The 16,033-nt window shown below is 70.5% G+C and carries 14 protein-coding genes; 8 read left to right on the top strand and 6 right to left on the bottom strand.

What is annotated here, in order from left to right:
- Positions 1–7: 7 nt before the first annotated feature.
- Positions 8–715 carry a TetR/AcrR family transcriptional regulator gene (locus tag AB0M30_RS24735; protein WP_364587720.1) on the bottom strand — a complete coding sequence of 236 codons (708 nt, stop codon included), beginning with the start codon at positions 713–715 and terminating at the stop codon, positions 8–10.
- 69 nt (positions 716–784) lie between these two features.
- On the opposite strand from AB0M30_RS24735, the gene AB0M30_RS24740 reads away from it, so the two are divergent.
- A complete protein-coding gene (locus tag AB0M30_RS24740; protein ID WP_364587723.1) occupies positions 785–2,224 on the top strand; it encodes a carotenoid oxygenase family protein in 1,440 nt (479 codons plus the stop codon).
- Here AB0M30_RS24740 and fdhD read toward each other — a convergent pair.
- On the bottom strand, positions 2,221–3,045 hold the full coding sequence (gene fdhD / locus AB0M30_RS24745; protein WP_364587725.1) for a formate dehydrogenase accessory sulfurtransferase FdhD: 825 nt from the start codon (positions 3,043–3,045) through the stop codon (positions 2,221–2,223). The two genes, AB0M30_RS24740 and fdhD, sit on opposite strands and share 4 nt — an antisense overlap.
- Before the next feature lie 102 nt (positions 3,046–3,147).
- Between fdhD and AB0M30_RS24750 the strand changes: the two genes are divergently transcribed.
- From AB0M30_RS24750 to AB0M30_RS24770, 5 genes are all read left to right on the top strand, one after another.
- Positions 3,148–4,497: an OFA family MFS transporter gene (locus tag AB0M30_RS24750; protein ID WP_364587728.1), complete on the top strand. Its 1,350-nt coding sequence runs from the start codon at positions 3,148–3,150 to the stop codon at positions 4,495–4,497.
- On the top strand, positions 4,494–4,622 hold the full coding sequence (locus AB0M30_RS24755) for a hypothetical protein (protein ID WP_364588075.1): 129 nt from the start codon (positions 4,494–4,496) through the stop codon (positions 4,620–4,622). Before AB0M30_RS24750 ends, AB0M30_RS24755 begins: the two co-directional genes overlap by 4 nt.
- The gene (locus AB0M30_RS24760; protein WP_364587731.1) at positions 4,619–5,371 is read left to right on the top strand and encodes an SDR family oxidoreductase; all 753 of its coding nucleotides are present in this window, start codon (positions 4,619–4,621) and stop codon (positions 5,369–5,371) included. The genes AB0M30_RS24755 and AB0M30_RS24760 overlap by 4 nt, the downstream gene beginning before the upstream one ends.
- A 50-nt stretch (positions 5,372–5,421) precedes the next feature.
- Positions 5,422–6,855, top strand: a complete 1,434-nt coding sequence (locus AB0M30_RS24765; RefSeq protein WP_364587734.1) for an LCP family protein — start codon at positions 5,422–5,424, stop codon at positions 6,853–6,855.
- A 347-nt stretch (positions 6,856–7,202) separates the two neighbouring features.
- Entirely contained in the window at positions 7,203–7,727 is a 525-nt protein-coding gene (locus AB0M30_RS24770) for a hypothetical protein (RefSeq protein ID WP_364587737.1), read from the top strand.
- Here the strand turns inward: AB0M30_RS24770 and AB0M30_RS24775 are convergent.
- From AB0M30_RS24775 to AB0M30_RS24790, 4 genes are all read right to left on the bottom strand, one after another.
- On the bottom strand, positions 7,718–10,042 hold the full coding sequence (locus AB0M30_RS24775; protein ID WP_364587740.1) for an FdhF/YdeP family oxidoreductase: 2,325 nt from the start codon (positions 10,040–10,042) through the stop codon (positions 7,718–7,720). The two genes, AB0M30_RS24770 and AB0M30_RS24775, sit on opposite strands and share 10 nt — an antisense overlap.
- A gap of 42 nt (positions 10,043–10,084) precedes the next feature.
- Complete coding sequence (locus tag AB0M30_RS24780) at positions 10,085–11,386, bottom strand: MFS transporter (protein ID WP_364587743.1); 1,302 nt, start codon at positions 11,384–11,386, stop codon at positions 10,085–10,087.
- A 64-nt stretch (positions 11,387–11,450) separates the two neighbouring features.
- On the bottom strand, positions 11,451–11,888 hold the full coding sequence (locus AB0M30_RS24785) for a MarR family transcriptional regulator (protein ID WP_364587746.1): 438 nt from the start codon (positions 11,886–11,888) through the stop codon (positions 11,451–11,453).
- Between the two features lie 615 nt (positions 11,889–12,503).
- Positions 12,504–12,797: a hypothetical protein gene (locus AB0M30_RS24790; protein ID WP_103343410.1), complete on the bottom strand. Its 294-nt coding sequence runs from the start codon at positions 12,795–12,797 to the stop codon at positions 12,504–12,506.
- 56 nt (positions 12,798–12,853) lie between these two features.
- On the opposite strand from AB0M30_RS24790, the gene AB0M30_RS24795 reads away from it, so the two are divergent.
- Positions 12,854–15,475, top strand: a complete 2,622-nt coding sequence (locus tag AB0M30_RS24795; RefSeq protein ID WP_364587750.1) for a valine--tRNA ligase — start codon at positions 12,854–12,856, stop codon at positions 15,473–15,475.
- A gap of 347 nt (positions 15,476–15,822) precedes the next feature.
- A complete protein-coding gene (locus tag AB0M30_RS24800; RefSeq protein WP_364587753.1) occupies positions 15,823–16,023 on the top strand; it encodes a hypothetical protein in 201 nt (66 codons plus the stop codon).
- Positions 16,024–16,033: the final 10 nt, after the last annotated feature.

The raw sequence follows: 16,033 nt of genomic DNA on the forward strand, positions 1-16,033 counted from the left end.
CACCGGGTTATTCGTTCTCACCCTGCCCGGCGTTTCCGGTCCTCGCCCGCCAAGCCGCCCGCGCGGCCTCGGCCGAGCGCCCGGCCTCCTCCACAGTGTCCCCGAGACCCACCGCCATGGTGATCCCGAGGGGGATCAAAATGTGGTCTATGCCCTGTTCACCGGGGCCGAAGTGCCCCGACGCCTCCAGTGTGACGAATCCGTGCAGCGCACTCCAGAGCTGGGCGGCGGCCTGGTACTCGTCCGCCGGCCGGAACCGGCCGGCCGCGATGGCCCGCTCGGTCGCCCGGACGATGTGCGCGAAGGCCTCCAGTCCCTCCTGAGCGGCTTCGCGGCCGGCGGCGGTGGTGAGGTCGGACAGCGTCGCCCGCTTGCCGCCGGGTGAGGTCTGGCCGAACGTCACCGCGAACAGCTGGGGCTGCTCGGCGACCGCCTGGCGGTAGGTGCGGGCCAGGCTGAAGATGTCCGCCACCGGGTCGCCGGTCTCCCCGACCCCGGCCAGCCACCCCGAAAGGCGCAGGTAGCCGGCCTGCGCGACCGCGTCGACCAGCGCGGCCATGCCACCGAAGTGCGTGTAGACCGCCATCGTCGAGACGCCGACCTCCGCCGCCAGCTTGCGGGCCTGGAGGGCGTCGGGGCCGTTCTCGTCGAGCAACCGGATGGCGGCCTCGACGAGCCGAGTTTTGATTTCGGTCGCGCGCGGTTTGGGGCTCATGCTTGCCAGTATCTCATAACCCTGTTATACCTGGTTCTATAACCGAGTTATGGAAGGCGTGAGGGTCCCATGGGCAACAAGTTCCTCGAAGGCAACTTCGCTCCGGTCAGCCAGGAGCACACGATCACCGGGCTCGACGTCACCGGGCGGATCCCGGAGTTCCTCGACGGCCGGTACCTGCGCAACGGCCCGAACCCGCTCTCCGAGGTCGATCCGGCGGCCTACCACTGGTTCATGGGCGACGGCATGGTCCACGGCGTGCGCCTGCGCGACGGGAAGGCCGAGTGGTACCGCAACCGGTGGGTCCGCAACCCCGCCGTCACGGCGGCGCTGAACGGCGAAGACACGAGCCGGTTCTGCGGGCTGGGCGCGCTCGGCGCGAACACCAACGTCATCGGCCACGCGGGCAAGACCCTCGCCCTGGTCGAGGCGGGCGCGCCGATCTACGAGCTGACCGACGAGCTCGACACCGCCGGCCGCTGCGACTTCGACGGCACGCTCCCCGGCGGCTACACCGCCCACCCCAAGCGCGACCCGTGCACCGGCGAGCTGCACGCCGTCTCGTACTTCTTCGGCATGGGGAACAAGGTCCAGTACTCGGTGATCGACGCGGCCGGCCGCGCCCGCCGCACGGTCGACGTCGAGGTCACCGGGTCGCCGATGATGCACGACTTCTCGCTGACCGAGAAGCACGTCGTCTTCTACGACCTGCCGGTGACGTTCAACGCCGAGATGGCGGTCGCCGCCAGTGTGCCGGCCGCGCTGCGCACGCCGGCGAAGCTGGTGGTCTCGGCCATGGTCGGCAAGGTCCGCGTGCCGGACCCGGTCACCGCGATGATGGCCGGCAAGCTCGGCGCGAACGGCGGCCTTCCCTACCGCTGGAACCCGAAGTACCCGGCGCGGATCGGCGTGATGCCGCGCGAAGGCGGCAACGGGGACGTCCGCTGGTTCGACGTCGAGCCGTGCTACGTCTTCCACCCGCTCAACGCCTACGACGACGGCGACAGCATCGTGCTCGACGTCGTCCGCCACCCCAAGATGTTCGACCGCGGGCTGAACGGCCCCGACGAGGGCGGCCCGACGCTGGACCGCTGGACCGTGGACCTGACCACGGGCAAGGTGCTGGAGGAGCGCCTGGACGACCGCGGCCAGGAGTTCCCGCGCGTGGACGAGCGCCTGATCGGCCGCCGCCACCGCTACGGCTACGCGATGGCGGCCGACGGCGGCGCGGACCCCGCCGGCTCGCTGTACAAGCACGACTTCCACACCGGCGCGCGGGCCGAGCGCGCGTTCGGTGCCGGCCGCCAGCCGGGCGAGTTCGTGTTCGTGCCCCGCCACGACGACGCGGCGGAGGACGACGGCGTCCTGATGGGCTTCGTGTTCGACCCGGCGACGCAGCGCAGCGACCTGACGATCCTGGACGCCGGCACGCTGGAGACGGTGGCCGCGATCCACCTGCCGGACCGCGTGCCCAACGGCTTCCACGGCAACTGGGTCGCCTCGGTCTAGGTCAGGATCCGGTGGTCGCCGGTGTAGAGGTTCATCGAGTCGCCGCGGAGGAAGCCGATCAGGGTGATGCCGTTCTCCTCGGCCAGCTCCACCGCCAGTGACGACGGTGCCGAGACCGCGGCCAGCAGGCCGATGCCCGCCATCGCGGCCTTCTGGACCAGCTCGAACGACGCGCGCCCGGACACCAGCAGGCCGAGGCCGGGCGCCGGGATCCGGCCGTCGAGGACCGCCCAGCCCAGCACCTTGTCCACCGCGTTGTGCCGGCCGACGTCCTCGCGGACGACGGCGAGTTCGCCGTCCGGGGTGAACAGGGCCGCCGCGTGCAGGCCGCCGGTGCTGGCGAACACCTTCTGGCGGGCGCGCAGCGCGTCCGGCAGGCCGGACAACGTCTCGCTCTTCACCGCGAACGCCGCCTCGGCGGGGGCGAAGCGGGTGCGGAGCTTGACCGCGTCGAGCGCGGCCTTGCCGCAGACGCCGCACGACGAGGTGGTGTAGAAGTTGCGCTCGACGCCGGTGTCGGGTGGCGGGACACCGTCGGCCAGCGCGATGTCCAGCACGTTGTAGGTGTTGCGGCCCTGGTCGTCGACGCCGTCGCAGTAGCGGGCGACCGCGATGTCCTCGCGGCCGCCGATCACCCCCTCGGACAGCAGGAAGCCGTGGGCCAGCTCGACGTCGTGGCCGGGGGTGCGCATGGTGACCGCCAGCGCCCGCCCGCCGACCCGCAGCTCCAGAGGCTCTTCGGCCGCCAGCGCGTCGAGGCGGCGCCGGTCCCCGGTCGCGGAGATCCGCCGCACCGGCCTGCGCACGGTCACCCTGCCCATCAGCACACCCTTCGCTGCCCGAAAGTTCGACACTCGTATGGTGCAACACCGGGTATTTAGTAATACATTCCCACCATCATCCCCAGAATACGGAGGGAACCGATGGCTCTCGGCTTCCTGGACCGATCCCGGATCGTGGCACCCCCCAGCTGGACGCGCTGGCTGGTGCCGCCGGCGGCCCTGTCGGTACACCTGTCGATCGGGCAGGCCTACGCGTGGAGCGTGTTCAAGACCCCGCTCGAGAAGACGCTGCACCTCAACGGCACGCAGAGCTCGCTGCCGTTCCAGCTCGGCATCGTCATGCTGGGGCTCTCCGCCGCGTTCGGCGGCACGCTCGTCGAAAAGAACGGCCCGCGCTGGGCGATGTTCGTGTCGATGTGCTGCTTCGCCAGCGGATTCCTCATTTCCGCGCTCGGCGTGGCGACCGGGCAGTTCTGGCTGGTCGTCCTCGGCTACGGCGGTGTCGGCGGCATCGGGCTCGGCATCGGCTACATCTCCCCGGTGTCGACGCTGATCAAGTGGTTCCCGGACCGGCCGGGCATGGCCACCGGCATCGCGATCATGGGCTTCGGCGGCGGTGCGCTGATCGCCTCGCCGTGGTCGTCGTCGATGCTGGGCACCGCGCCGACGACGAGCACCATCGCGACGGCGTTCCTGATCCACGGCCTCGTCTACGCGGCGTTCATGTCGATGGGCTGGCTGCTCGTGCGGGTGCCGGCCGACGACTGGAAGCCGGCGGGCTGGGAGCCGAAGACCGACCACGGCAAGGCGATGATCAGCACGGCGAACGTCTCGGCCGCCAACGCGATCAAGACGCCGCAGTTCTGGTGCCTGTGGGTCGTCCTGTGCTTCAACGTCACGGCGGGAATCGGCATCCTGGAGAAGGCGTCGCCGATGATCCAGGACTTCTTCAAGGGCACCTCGACGCCGGTGGGCGTGGCCGCGGCGGCCGGGTTCGTCGCGCTGCTGTCGCTGTGCAACATGCTCGGCCGGTTCGTCTGGTCGTCCACTTCGGACCTGGTCGGCCGCAAGAACATCTACCGCACCTACCTTGGCTTCGGTGCGGTGCTGTACCTGGTGATCGCGCTGACGCAGAACTCGTCGAAGCTCGTGTTCATCCTGTGCGCCATGGTGATCCTGTCGTTCTACGGCGGCGGGTTCGCGACCGTTCCGGCGTACCTGAAGGACCTCTTCGGCACCTACCAGGTGGGCGCGATCCACGGCCGCCTGCTCACCGCGTGGTCGGTGGCCGGTGTGCTCGGCCCGCTGATCGTCAACCGCATCGCCGACGGCGAGAAGGCGGCGCACAAGTCCGGCCCGGACCTGTACACGACGTCGTTCTACATCATGATCGGCCTGCTCGTGGTCGGCTTCGTGGCCAACGAGCTGGTGCGCCCGGTCAAGGAGAAGTACCACGAGCCGGTCCGCGAGGCCGTGAGGAGTGACGCGTGATGACCGAACCGACGACGAAGCCCAACCGGGTGCCGCTGATCGTGCTGGCCTGGGCGTGGGTGGTGATCCCCTTCGGGTACGGGGTGTACCAGCTGTTCCTGAAGCTGGTCCAGCTGTTCGGATGAGCAGGGGAGTACTGGTCACCGGCGCGTCCCGCGGCATCGGGCGCGCCGTGGCCAGGGCGTTCGCGGCCCGCGGCGACCGGCTCGCCGTCCACTATGGACATCGAGTCGCGGACGCCGAAGAGACCTTGAAAGCGCTCCCCGGTGAAGGGCACGTGCTGGTCGGCGGCGACCTCGCCGACCCGGAGGCCGCGCGGCGCATCGCCGACGCCGCCGAAGCCGGGCTCGGCGGGGTCGACGTGCTGGTCAACAACGCCGCCGTCGCGACGTCGGCCGAGACCGCGCACCCGGTCGCCGGAGTGTCCTATGCGGACTGGCAGCGGATCTGGCGGCGCACCGTCGACGTCAACCTCGTCGGCGCCGCGAACCTCAGCTACTGCGTCGCCCGGCACCTCATCGGGCGCGGCGCGCCCGGCCGGATCGTCAACATCGGGTCGCGTGGAGCTTTCAAGGGCGAGCCGGACCACCCCGCGTACGGCGCCAGCAAGGCCGCGCTGCACGCGTTCGGCCAGTCGCTCGCCGTCTCCCTCGCACCCCACGGCATCTCCGTGACGTCGGTGGCGCCCGGCTTCACCGCCACCGAGCGCGTCGCCGATCGGATCGACGACGCCCTGCGCGCGCAGAGCCCGTTCGGGCGGGTCGGCACGCCCGAGGAGGTCGCCGCGGCCGTCGTCTACCTGGCCTCGGCCGAAGCAACTTGGGCGTCCGGCGCGATCCTCGACCTCAACGGAGCCTCGCACCTGCGGATGTGACCCGGGTCTCACTCGTGCAGCGGTTCCCGGTGCCCAGGCGTCCAGGGGGCGTGCATCCACTGGGGAAGATCGTCGTCGCCGGGCTGGCCCTCGTCGTGCTGGGCGGTACCGCGTACGGCTACACGAACCTCCGCGCCCTCGACGAGGTGACGCGCGACAGCGTGATCGACGCGGACGGCGAGACGAAGCCGGGGGAACAGCCCGCCGACGGCTCGCTCGACATCCTCCTGGTCGGCCGGGACGCGCGCGAGGACAACCAGGGCAAGCCGCTGGCGCCGGAGGTGCTGCGCGAGCTGCGGGCCGGCGCCAACGGCGACGACCTCACCGACACCCTGATCGTGCTGCGGATCCCGAACGGCACCAAAGAGGTGAAAGCGTTTTCCATCCCCCGGGACAGCTACGTCTCGATGGCGGGCGGCAAGGGCAAGATCAACGCCGCGTTCGGGCGGGCCAAAGCGGCCGAAGCGGGGCGGCTCCGCCGGGCGGGCGAGACCGACAAGGCGAAGATCAACCAGGGCGCGCTCACCGCCGGGCGGCGGGCGACGCGCCAGGCGGTCGAGGACCTCACCGGGGTGAAGATCGACCACTTCGCCGAGGTCAATCTGCTCAGCTTCTACGAGATCAGCAAGGCCATCGGCGGTGTCGAGGTCTGTCTGAAGGAAGCCACCAAGGACAAGAACTCGGGCGCGGACTTCCAGGCCGGGCCGCAGCGCGTCGCGGGCGCGGACGCGCTCGCCTTCGTCCGGCAGCGCGACGGCCTCCCGGGCACCGACCTCGCCCGCGTCCGGCGCCAGCAGGTGTTCCTCGCCGGGCTGGCCAGGCAGGTGCTCTCGGCGGGCACGCTGGCCGATCCGGGGAAGCTGTCGGACCTGATCGACGCGGTGAAGCGCTCGGTGGTGCTGGACGACTCGTGGAACCTCCTCGACTTCGTCGGGCAGATGCGCGGGGTCAGCGGCGGCGGGATCCAGTTCGCGACGATCCCGGTCGGCAACGTCGACTACCGCTACGACCCGGCGAATCCCAAGGCGACGGCGGTGCAGGTCGACCCCGCGGCGGTGAAGGCCTTCGCGGCGAACCTGATCGGCGGCGCGGCCCCGGCGGCGTCCGGCCCGCCTTCCACGCCGGCTGCCCCGGCCGCCTCGGTCACCGTCGACGTCTCCAACGCCGGCCCGAAGGCGGGGCTCGCGACCCGCGTGGCGGGGGTCCTGCACGACAAGGGGTTCACCTCGCGCGCGGCCGGCAACTCGGAGTCCCGGCGGACGTCGCTGGTCCGCTTCGGTCCCGCCCTGGCCGAGCGCGGCGCGGAGGTGGCGAAGCTGCTGGGCGGGCTGACGACGCAGCAGTCCGCGTCGGTGCCGGCCGGGCACATCGAGGTGGTGCTCGGGTCGGTCTACTCCGGGCCCGGCGTGTCCGCCGGCGGCGGCGCTCCCGCGGGCGCCGCGGACGAGCCGATCACGTCGAACGGCGTCGTTTGCGTCTTCTGACCGGCGGGTGAATTGATCGACGGCGGAGTTCCGGATTTTCCGTCGAATCCCGGAAATGCGCGGGGAATTCCCGCGAGGATCGTCCCGACCGGACCACGGTGGACCACCCGGGTCAGTGGTCTTGACGCTGCCGCCCTGGTGAGGCAGGGTGCGTTGACCGTCGGCGCGGGCAGGACCGCGTGGGCGGTCGAAAGTTCACCCGATCGGTGGGCGATCTTGGAAAATCGATTTCAGGGAATACGGAAAGTCCGGGATTTATGCGCAGCAGTGTCGCCCGGGGTGGGTGGATCTTGCCCGTCCTCGCTTCAGCCGTTCTTTGTGCCGGGTGCCAGTCGGCGTCCGCTTCGGTGCACTACCCGGGTGCGATAGACGCCTGCCGGCTGCCCGGGCCGAACGCGGAGCAGCAGCTCGCGCCCGGAACCGTCGAGATCCCGGTCGACTCGGTGAAGCTCGCCGAGTCCAAGGTCATCCCCGCCGACCACGCCAGCGAGGGCAACGAGGTCACCACCTGCCGCCGGCTGTTCGCGCGCGACCTCGGCGGCGGCAAGCCCAACCTGCAGGACTACCGGCTCGTGACGATCGCGGTGGTGCGGTTCACGCAGTCCGATCCGGACGAGGCCGCCACCAAGGCGAGCCAGCTGATGACCGACGCGCTCGGCGACCACTCGGGTGTCCGGCTCGCCACCGGCGTCGGCGACGAGTCCGGCTTCTCCGAGCAGTGGGCCGCCGTCCGGACCGGGAACGTCGTGCTGGGCCTGGCCATCGCCGACGGCGGGACCGAGGCCGCGCTGATCCCGCCCGCGACGCTGGACAACGTGCAGGCCGTGGTCACGGACATGACCGGCACGCTGCAGCGGAACTATCAGGGCTGAGGTTCGGCCCGGACCGGTTCGAGCCGCACGACGATCGCCTTCGACACCGGCGTGTTCGACTTGTCGGCCACCGAGTCCAGCGGCACCAGCGCGTTCGCCTCCGGGAAGTAGGCCGCCGCGCAGCCGCGGGCGGTCGGGTACGCGACCACCCGGAACGCCGGCGCGCGACGATCCGGGTCGTCGCGCCACTCGGAGACCAGGTCGACCATCGCCCCGTCGGCCAGGCCGAGCGCCGCGAGGTCGTCCGGGTTCACCAGCACGACGCGGCGGGCGTTCTCGATCCCGCGGTAGCGGTCCGAGAGCCCGTAGATCGTGGTGTTGTACTGGTCGTGGCTGCGCATCGTCTGCAGCAGCAGCCGGCCCTCGGGGACCTGCGGGTACTCCAGTTCCGACACCGTGAAGTTGCCCTTGCCGTTCGCGGTCCCGGTGAACTCGCGGGAGTCGCGCGGAGCGTGCGGCAGCACGAAGCCGTCCGGCTCGCGGACGCGGGCGTTGTAGTCGTGGCAGCCCGGCACGACCCGGGAGATCCGGTCGCGGATCAGGTCGTAGTCGGTCTCGAAGCTGCGCCACGGCACGGCGTGACCCGGCCCGAAGAGCTTCTCCGCCAGCCGGCAGACGATGGCGATCTCCGAGAGCAGGTGCTCGCTCGCCGGCTTCAGGCGCCCGCGCGAGGTGTGCACCTGCGACATCGAATCCTCGACGGTGACGAACTGCTCGCCGCCGGCCTGGACGTCGCGCTCGGTGCGGCCGAGCGTCGGCAGGACCAGTGCGGTGCGGCCGTGCACGACGTGCGAGCGGTTGAGCTTCGTCGACACGTGCACGGTCAGCGAGCAGGAGCGCAGTGCCTTCTCGGTCAGCTCCGAGTCCGGCGTCGCCGACGCGAAGTTGCCGCCGACGGCGAAGAACACCTTGCCGCGGCCGTCGCGCATCGCGCGGATCGCGTCGACGGTGTCGAAGCCGTGCTTGCGCGGGACCTCGATGCCGAATTCGCCCGCCAGGGCGTCCAGGAAGGACTGCGGCATCTTTTCCCAGATGCCCATCGTCCGGTCGCCCTGGACGTTCGAGTGCCCGCGCACCGGGCACAGGCCCGCGCCCGGCTTGCCGATCATCCCGCGCATCAGGGCGAGGTTCGCGATCTCGGAGATCGTCGGCACGGCGTGCTTGTGCTGCGTGAGGCCCATCGCCCAGCAGTAGATGGTGCGCTCGGAGGAGGCGATCATCCGCGCGACGCGCTCGATCTGCGCGCGCGGGAGGCCGGTCGCGCGCTCGACCTCCGGCCAGTCGACCTCCTGGAGGTGCTTCGCGTAGGCGTCGAAGCCCTCGGTGACGCGGTCGACGAACTCGCGGTCGACGATCGCGCCGGGCGCCTCGGCGTCCCAGGCCAGCAGCAGGTGCCCGACGGCCTGGAACAGCGCCAGGTCGCCGCCGAGGCGGACCTGGGCGAACTCGTCGGCCAGCGGGGTGCCCTTGCCGACGACGCCGCGCACGTTCTGCGGGTTCTTGAACCGCATCAGCCCGGCCTCGGGCAGCGGGTTGACGGCGATGATCTTCGCGCCACGGCTCTTGGCCTCTTCGAGCGCCGAGAGCATCCGCGGGTGGTTGGTGCCCGGGTTCTGCCCGACGACGACGATGAGGTCGGCCCGGTGGATGTCGGCGAGGCTGACCGAGCCCTTGCCGATGCCGGTGGTCGCCGCCAGGGCCGCGCCGGAGGACTCGTGGCACATGTTGGAGCAGTCCGGCAGGTTGTTGGTGCCGAAGGAGCGCACCAGCAGCTGGTAGAGGAACGCGGCCTCGTTGCTGGTGCGGCCGGAGGTGTAGAAGATCGCTTCGTCCGGCTCGGTCAGCGCCTTGAGCTCGCCCGCGACCAGCTCGAACGCGTCGTCCCAGGAGATCGGTTCGTAGTGCGTCGCGCCTTCGCGCAGCACGAACGGCTCGGTGATCCGGCCCTGCTGGCCCAGCCAGTAGTCGGTCTTGGTTTCGAGGTCCGCGATCGGGTGGGCGGCGAAGAAGTCCCGGCCCACCCGCCGTTTCGTGGCCTCCTCGGCGACGGCTTTGGCGCCGTTTTCGCAGAACTCGGCCAGCTTGCGCTTCTCGCCGTCGACTTCGCGGGGTTCCGGCCACGCGCAGCCGGGGCAGTCGAAGCCTTCGCGCTGGTTCAGCAGCCGCAGCGCCTTGATCGTCCGGCCGGTGCCCATCTGCTCGACGCTGCGCGCGAGCGACACGGCGACACCCGGTATCCCGGCCGCCCAGCCCTTCGGCTTGCCCACCTCGAGGCGGGTTTCGTCCACGTCCTGCGCCGGCGCTTCACGGGTCATGTGTTCATCGTGCGCCTCGATGATCGCCCGGCGCCACGAGGGTCAGGCCTTTTCGGCCCGCAGCCCGCGGTCGGGGACGGTGACCACGAGCAGCAGCCCGCTGATGACGACCAGCGCGACGGCCAGCCGGTGCAGGCCGGCGGAGTCGGCGTGCGGGCCGTAGCAGAGCGCGATCAGCGTCGAGGCCACGATCGCGCCGAGGTACTGGGCCGTGCGGAACAGGCCGCTCGCGGTGCCCATCTGCTCGGCGGGTGCCTCGCGGTAGAGCGTCGTCTGGTTCGCGACGCTGGTCAGGCCCTGGGCGAGGCCGAACAATGCGGCCAGCGCGAGCAGCGCGCCGACCCACGTGCCGTCGTGGACGAGCAGCAGCAGCGCCGAGCCGCCGGCCAGCGCGACGGCCACGGTGACCAGCCGCGCCTTGATCCCGGACCCGCGTCCGGAGAAGGCCGCGGCGCAGACGGCGGTGCCCGACATCGGCAGCAGCATCAGCCCGGCGGCCTCCTCGGACAGCCGCCGGGTGGTCTCCAGCCACTGGACGTACCCGAACATGATCGCGTAGATGGCCATGAAGCTGAGCGCCTGCCGCAGGTAGGTCCGCAGGATCGCGCCGTTGGCCGCGAGCATCCGCAGGTCGAGGAATGGGGTGTCGCGCCGGAGCTCGACCAGCGTGAACGCGGTCCCGAAGGCGGCGACGACGGCGAGCAGCCAGACCTCGGCGCCGGGGTCCATCAGGAAGAACAGGAGCGCGAGCAGGGTCGCGGAGAACAGGGCGATGCCGAGCACGTCGATCCGGGTGGCGGTGCGCTCGCCGCGGTCGTCCTTCGGCACCCACAGCAGGGCCAGGACCAGCGACAGCCCGGCGAGCGGGATGTTCACCGCGAAGATCGCCGGCCAGCCGAAGAGGCCGATCAGCAGCCCGCCCAGCGTGGGGCCGATCACCATCACCGTCTGGGCGGACATCGACAGCAGCGACAGCACCCGCGCGGGCACGCCCTGGCCGTGCGCTTCGGCGTGGTGGCGCAGGACGGCCATCGCGGCCGGGAACCCGGCACACGTGCCCAGGCCCAGGACGACGCGCACACCGGTCAGCCAGCCGACCGAGACGGGGATCATGCCCGCGATCCCGGCGACGATCACCAGGCTCGCGCCGCCGAGCAGGACGCGGCGGGCGCCGTGGCGGTCGACCAGCAGGCCGACCACCGGCTGCCCGACCGCGGTGGCCAGGTAGAGGGCCGAGATCAGCCAGGCGGTCTGCCCGGGGCCGGCGCCGAAGCTCTGCCCGATCGGCACGAGCGCGACGGCGATGAGCGTGGAGTTGATCGGGTTGAGCACCGCGCCGGCCACCAGCGGGGTGACCAGGCGGGCGCCGAACTTGGCGGGAGCGGTGACGGTGCTCGTGAGAACTCCTCTAGTGCTGGGCCACGCGCTGCAGCAGCGGCAGCGCGCGCGTGACGGCGTCGAGCTCGGCGGGGGACAGCTCGTCCAGCAGCGCCTGGGCCAGCCACTCGTCGCGGTGCTGCTGGATGCCGCGCACGGTGTCGCGCCCGGCGTCGGACAGGCTGATCACCACCCGCCGCCGGTCGGCCGGATCGGGCGTGCGGCCGAGGTAGCCGAGCTCGTCGAGGACCCCGAGGGTGGCGGCCATCGACTGCTGCCGCACGTGCTCGGCGGCGGCGAGCTCGCCCTGCGTGGCCGGACCTTCCCGGTGGAGCCGATGGAGCACGGCGGACTGCGACGGCGTCAGGATCCCGGCGTTGTCGACTTGGCGCAGCCGCCGGTGCAGCTGCCCGACGACCCCGCGGATCCAGCCGGCGCTCTCGGCGACGTGCGGAGGTACTTCGCCCATACACACAGTCTAACTGTTCAGTCCAGGCTGTGTATCTTCGAGGTTGCGAGTGAGGGTGGCCGTCGAGGGGCGGATCGGGTACTTCGGGGCGTAGTAGCCGGAGGCGTCCTGATCACCGGTGGCCGGGAGGCTGGTGGGCGGGTTCGCGTAGCCGGGGCCAGGTAGCCCTCCTTGAAGGCGGCGCAGCCCACCGCGAGAGCGTGCTATGCCCGCCGTCGTCCTACGGGCCTCGGCTGGTCTACGCGACTCCGGAGCCGGTGGCGTTCATGTACGTCTCGTCCGCGCGCGGGAAGCTGACGATGTCGTTCGGGCTGGTCAGCGACTTGGGCCTCCGTGACCACATCGGGCTTGAAGGCGCTGATTGCGACGGCGGCCGGGGATGAGGCCGTCGAGGCCTTTCAGTCAGACGTCGGCTGGGGTGCGCACGGCCGGGCGGTGAGGTCGATCGCCGTTGTGCCACGGCGAGGACCAGCAGGAACGGGGCGACGAGCCACCAGTGCCGGCGTGGGCCCGTTCCGCTGCTCGCGCGCTGCTTCAGGTCCAGCCCAGGCGTGCCTCTGGTCCATGTGCATCCCCCTGGGTCGACGATCGATCATCGACGGCGGAGGGCGGGCGTCAGCCGAAGTACGCGAGTTCGTTGACGCCGAAACCCTGCAGCTGGTGCACGATGATCGCCGCGGCGACCAGTCCGACCACGATGAGCAGGGCCAGCACGCCCGGCCAGCGGCTGTGCCCGGGCTGCTGGAAACCGCCCGACCGGCGCTCGCGCTTGCGGCGCTTCTTCAGGTCCTTCTTCGCGCCCAGCCAGGCGTCCCGCTGGGCGTGCTTCTGCCAGTCCGGGTTCATCAGGTCCGGGTGCGTCTCGAGGCGCCGGTCGTCCGGATCCTGCGGCTGCTGAGGCTCTGCCATCCCGAGTGCCTTCCCCCTGGGTGACCCGCCGTGACGGGTTCGTAGACTTGTCCATTGTGACCGAGAACGCTCCGCAGCAGACCACCGACCTTCCGGGTGCCTGGGACCCGGCCGCCGAGGAAGCCCCGATGTACGACCGCTGGGTAGCGGCCGGGTACTTCACGGCCGATGCTTCGTCGGGGAAGCCGCCGTTCTCGATCGTACTGCCGCCCCCGAACGTCACCGGCAGCCTGCACATGGGCCACGCCCTGAACCACACGCTGATGGACGCGATGAGCCGTCGCCGTCGCATGCAGGGCTACGAGGTGCTGTGGCTGCCGGGCATGGACCACGCGGGCATCGCGACGCAGAACGTCGTCGAGCGGCAGCTGGCCGGCGAGGGCCTTTCGCGCCACGACCTGGGCCGCGAGAAGTTCGTCGAGCGCGTCTGGGAGTGGAAGGCCGAGTACGGCGGCAAGATCCTCGGCCAGATGAAGCGCCTCGGCGACGGTGTCGACTGGTCGCGTGAGCGCTTCACGATGGACGAGAACCTGTCGAAGGCCGTCCAGACGGTGTTCAAGAACTTCTTCGACGAGGGCCTGATCTACCGGGCCGAGCGGATCATCAACTGGTGCCCGCGCTGCCAGACGGCGCTGTCCGACATCGAGGTCGACCACAACGACGACGACGGCGAGCTCGTGTCGATCCGCTACGGCGACGGCGACAACGCCATCGTGGTGGCCACCACCCGCGCCGAGACGATGCTGGGCGACACCGCGGTCGCCGTCCACCCGGACGACGAGCGGTACGCGCACCTGGTCGGCACCGAGGTCGAGCTGCCGCTGACCGGCCGCCGCATCCCGATCGTGGCCGACAAGCACGTCGACCCGGAGTTCGGCACCGGTGCGGTGAAGGTCACCCCGGCGCACGACCCGAACGACTTCGAGATCGGCCGCCGCCACGACCTGCCGATGCTGACGATCATGAACGAGCGCGCCGAGATCACCGCGCCGGGCCCGTTCGAGGGCCTCGACCGGTTCGAGGCGCGGCCGGCGGTCGTCGCGGCGCTGCGCGAGGCCGGCCGGATCGTGGCCGAGAAGCGCCCGTACGTGCACGCAGTCGGGCACTGCTCGCGGTGCGACACGGTCGTCGAGCCGCGGCTGTCGCTGCAGTGGTGGGTCAAGGTCGAGGAGCTGGCCAAGCTGGCCGGCGACGCGGTCCGCGACGGCCGCACCAAGATCCACCCGCCGGAGCTGGGCAAGCGGTACTTCGACTGGGTCGACAACATGCACGACTGGACGATTTCGCGCCAGCTGTGGTGGGGTCACCGCATCCCGGTGTACTACGGCCCGGACGGTGAAGTGGTGTGCGTCGGCCCGGACGAGCAGCCGCCGTCCGGTGAGGGCTGGACGCAGGACCCGGACGTGCTGGACACGTGGTTCTCGTCGGGCCTGTGGCCGATGTCGACGCTCGGCTGGCCTTCGTCTTCGGAGGACCTGGCCAAGTTCTACCCGACCAGCGTCCTGTCGACCGGCTACGACATCCTGTTCTTCTGGGTCGTCCGGATGATGATGTTCGGCGTGCACCAGATGGACGGCAAGCAGCCGTTCGACCACGTGTACCTGCACGGCCTGATCCGCGACGCCCAGGGCAAGAAGATGTCGAAGTCGCGCGGCAACGTGATCGACCCGCTGGAGTGGATGGACGCGTACGGCGCGGACGCCACCCGGTTCACGCTGGCCCGCGGCGCCAACCCGGGCGCGGACATGGCGCTGGCCGACGAGTGGGCGGCCGGTTCCCGCAACTTCTGCACGAAGCTGTGGAACGCGACGAAGTTCGCGATGATGAACGGGGCTTCGGTCGCTTCTGAGTTGCCTCCCGCCGCTTCGCTGACCGAAGCGGACCGCTGGATCCTGGGCCGGCTCGGCGCGCTGGTGTCCGAAGTGGACGGCCTGCTCGAGGACTTCCAGTTCGCGAAGGTGGCGGGCGCGCTCTACCAGTTCACCTGGAACGAGCTGTGCGACTGGTACCTGGAGCTGGCGAAGGTCCAGCTGTACCAAGGCGATGACGCGCGGGTGGCCGCGACCCGTGCGGTGCTGGGCCACGCGCTGGACACGGTGCTGAGGTTGCTGCACCCGTTCATCCCGTTCATCACGGAGAAGCTCTGGACGGCGCTGACCGGCGGCGAGTCGCTGGTGGTCGCTTCCTGGCCGGTTCCGTTCGAGGGCTACGCGGATGCTTCGGCCGACGCGCACATCGCGGACGTCCAGAAGCTGGTGACGGAGATCCGCAGGTTCCGCGCGGACCAGGGCCTGAAGCCGGGCCAGAAGGTGGCGTCCCGCTTGGCGGGTTACGCGGGCGGCCACGAGCCGGCGATCCGTTCGCTGGTCCGCCTGACCGAGCCGGCGGACGACTTCGCGGCGAGCGCGTCGCTGGAGGTGGCCCTGCCGGACGGCGTGGTGACGGTGGAGCTGGACCTGTCGGGCACGGTCGACGTGGCGGCGGAACGCAAGCGTCTCCAGAAGGACCTCGCGGCGGCGGAGAAGGAGCTGTCGCAGACCGAGGCCAAGCTGGGCAACGAGGCATTCATCGCGAAGGCCCCGGAGCAGGTGGTGGCCAAGATCAAGACCCGCAAGGACACGGCGGCGGCGGACATCGACCGCATCACGGCTCGCTTGGCGGCTCTGCCGGCTTCCTGAGGTTGTTGACAAGCCCGGCACTTCCTGATGGGAGTGCCGGGCTTTGTCGTACCCCTCGGGTAGCGTGGAAAACGGGGGCTGCTCAGTTCGTTCTGGTGCGTATACCGATGCCCCTGAACCGGGCGAGCTCGAAGCCCGCGGAATTGATTTGAGACTGCGCCGACAAGTGGAAGCCGGTCTTTCCGTTCGGACATACTTGCTGCGGGCGCACTGAATACCGGTCTCACGGTCGCCTGAACTGTCAGTTACACCGAGCAGGAGAGCCGAGGATGTCCAGCAATTCCGTGGTGCCGGTCGTGGCATCGCGTCCACACGGGACCACCGCACGAGCCATGCGGTGGCTGTACTTGACCGTGTTCACCAGTATTGCCCTGCTGACGTGGATCATTCAGCACGACGGGGTCGCGTTCCTGGCGGCTTTGACGGTGGCGAACGGGGAAGCTGCCGTCGTGGTGGCCCTGGTGAACAGCCTGCTCAAGACCCGGTGTGGCGGAGTCTCGATGGTTCCGTGCTCGAAGCATGCCGGTCGCCCCCGGCCGCCGGCTTGAGGGGAACCGG

Source organism: Amycolatopsis sp. NPDC051716, assembly GCF_040681595.1.
Classification (GTDB): domain Bacteria; phylum Actinomycetota; class Actinomycetes; order Mycobacteriales; family Pseudonocardiaceae; genus Amycolatopsis.

Bases quoted from the DNA above. Each gene is read 5' to 3' on its own strand.
- AB0M30_RS24790 (WP_103343410.1), bottom strand. From the start codon at position 12,797: ATGGCAGAGCCTCAGCAGCCGCAGGATCCGGACGACCGGCGCCTCGAG.
- AB0M30_RS24740 (WP_364587723.1), top strand. From the start codon at position 785: ATGGGCAACAAGTTCCTCGAAGGCAACTTCGCTCCGGTCAGCCAGGAG.
- AB0M30_RS24785 (WP_364587746.1), bottom strand. From the start codon at position 11,888: ATGGGCGAAGTACCTCCGCACGTCGCCGAGAGCGCCGGCTGGATCCGC.
- AB0M30_RS24750 (WP_364587728.1), top strand. From the start codon at position 3,148: ATGGCTCTCGGCTTCCTGGACCGATCCCGGATCGTGGCACCCCCCAGC.
- fdhD (WP_364587725.1), bottom strand. From the start codon at position 3,045: ATGGGCAGGGTGACCGTGCGCAGGCCGGTGCGGCGGATCTCCGCGACC.
- AB0M30_RS24775 (WP_364587740.1), bottom strand. From the start codon at position 10,042: ATGACCCGTGAAGCGCCGGCGCAGGACGTGGACGAAACCCGCCTCGAG.
- AB0M30_RS24735 (WP_364587720.1), bottom strand. From the start codon at position 715: ATGAGCCCCAAACCGCGCGCGACCGAAATCAAAACTCGGCTCGTCGAG.
- AB0M30_RS24760 (WP_364587731.1), top strand. From the start codon at position 4,619: ATGAGCAGGGGAGTACTGGTCACCGGCGCGTCCCGCGGCATCGGGCGC.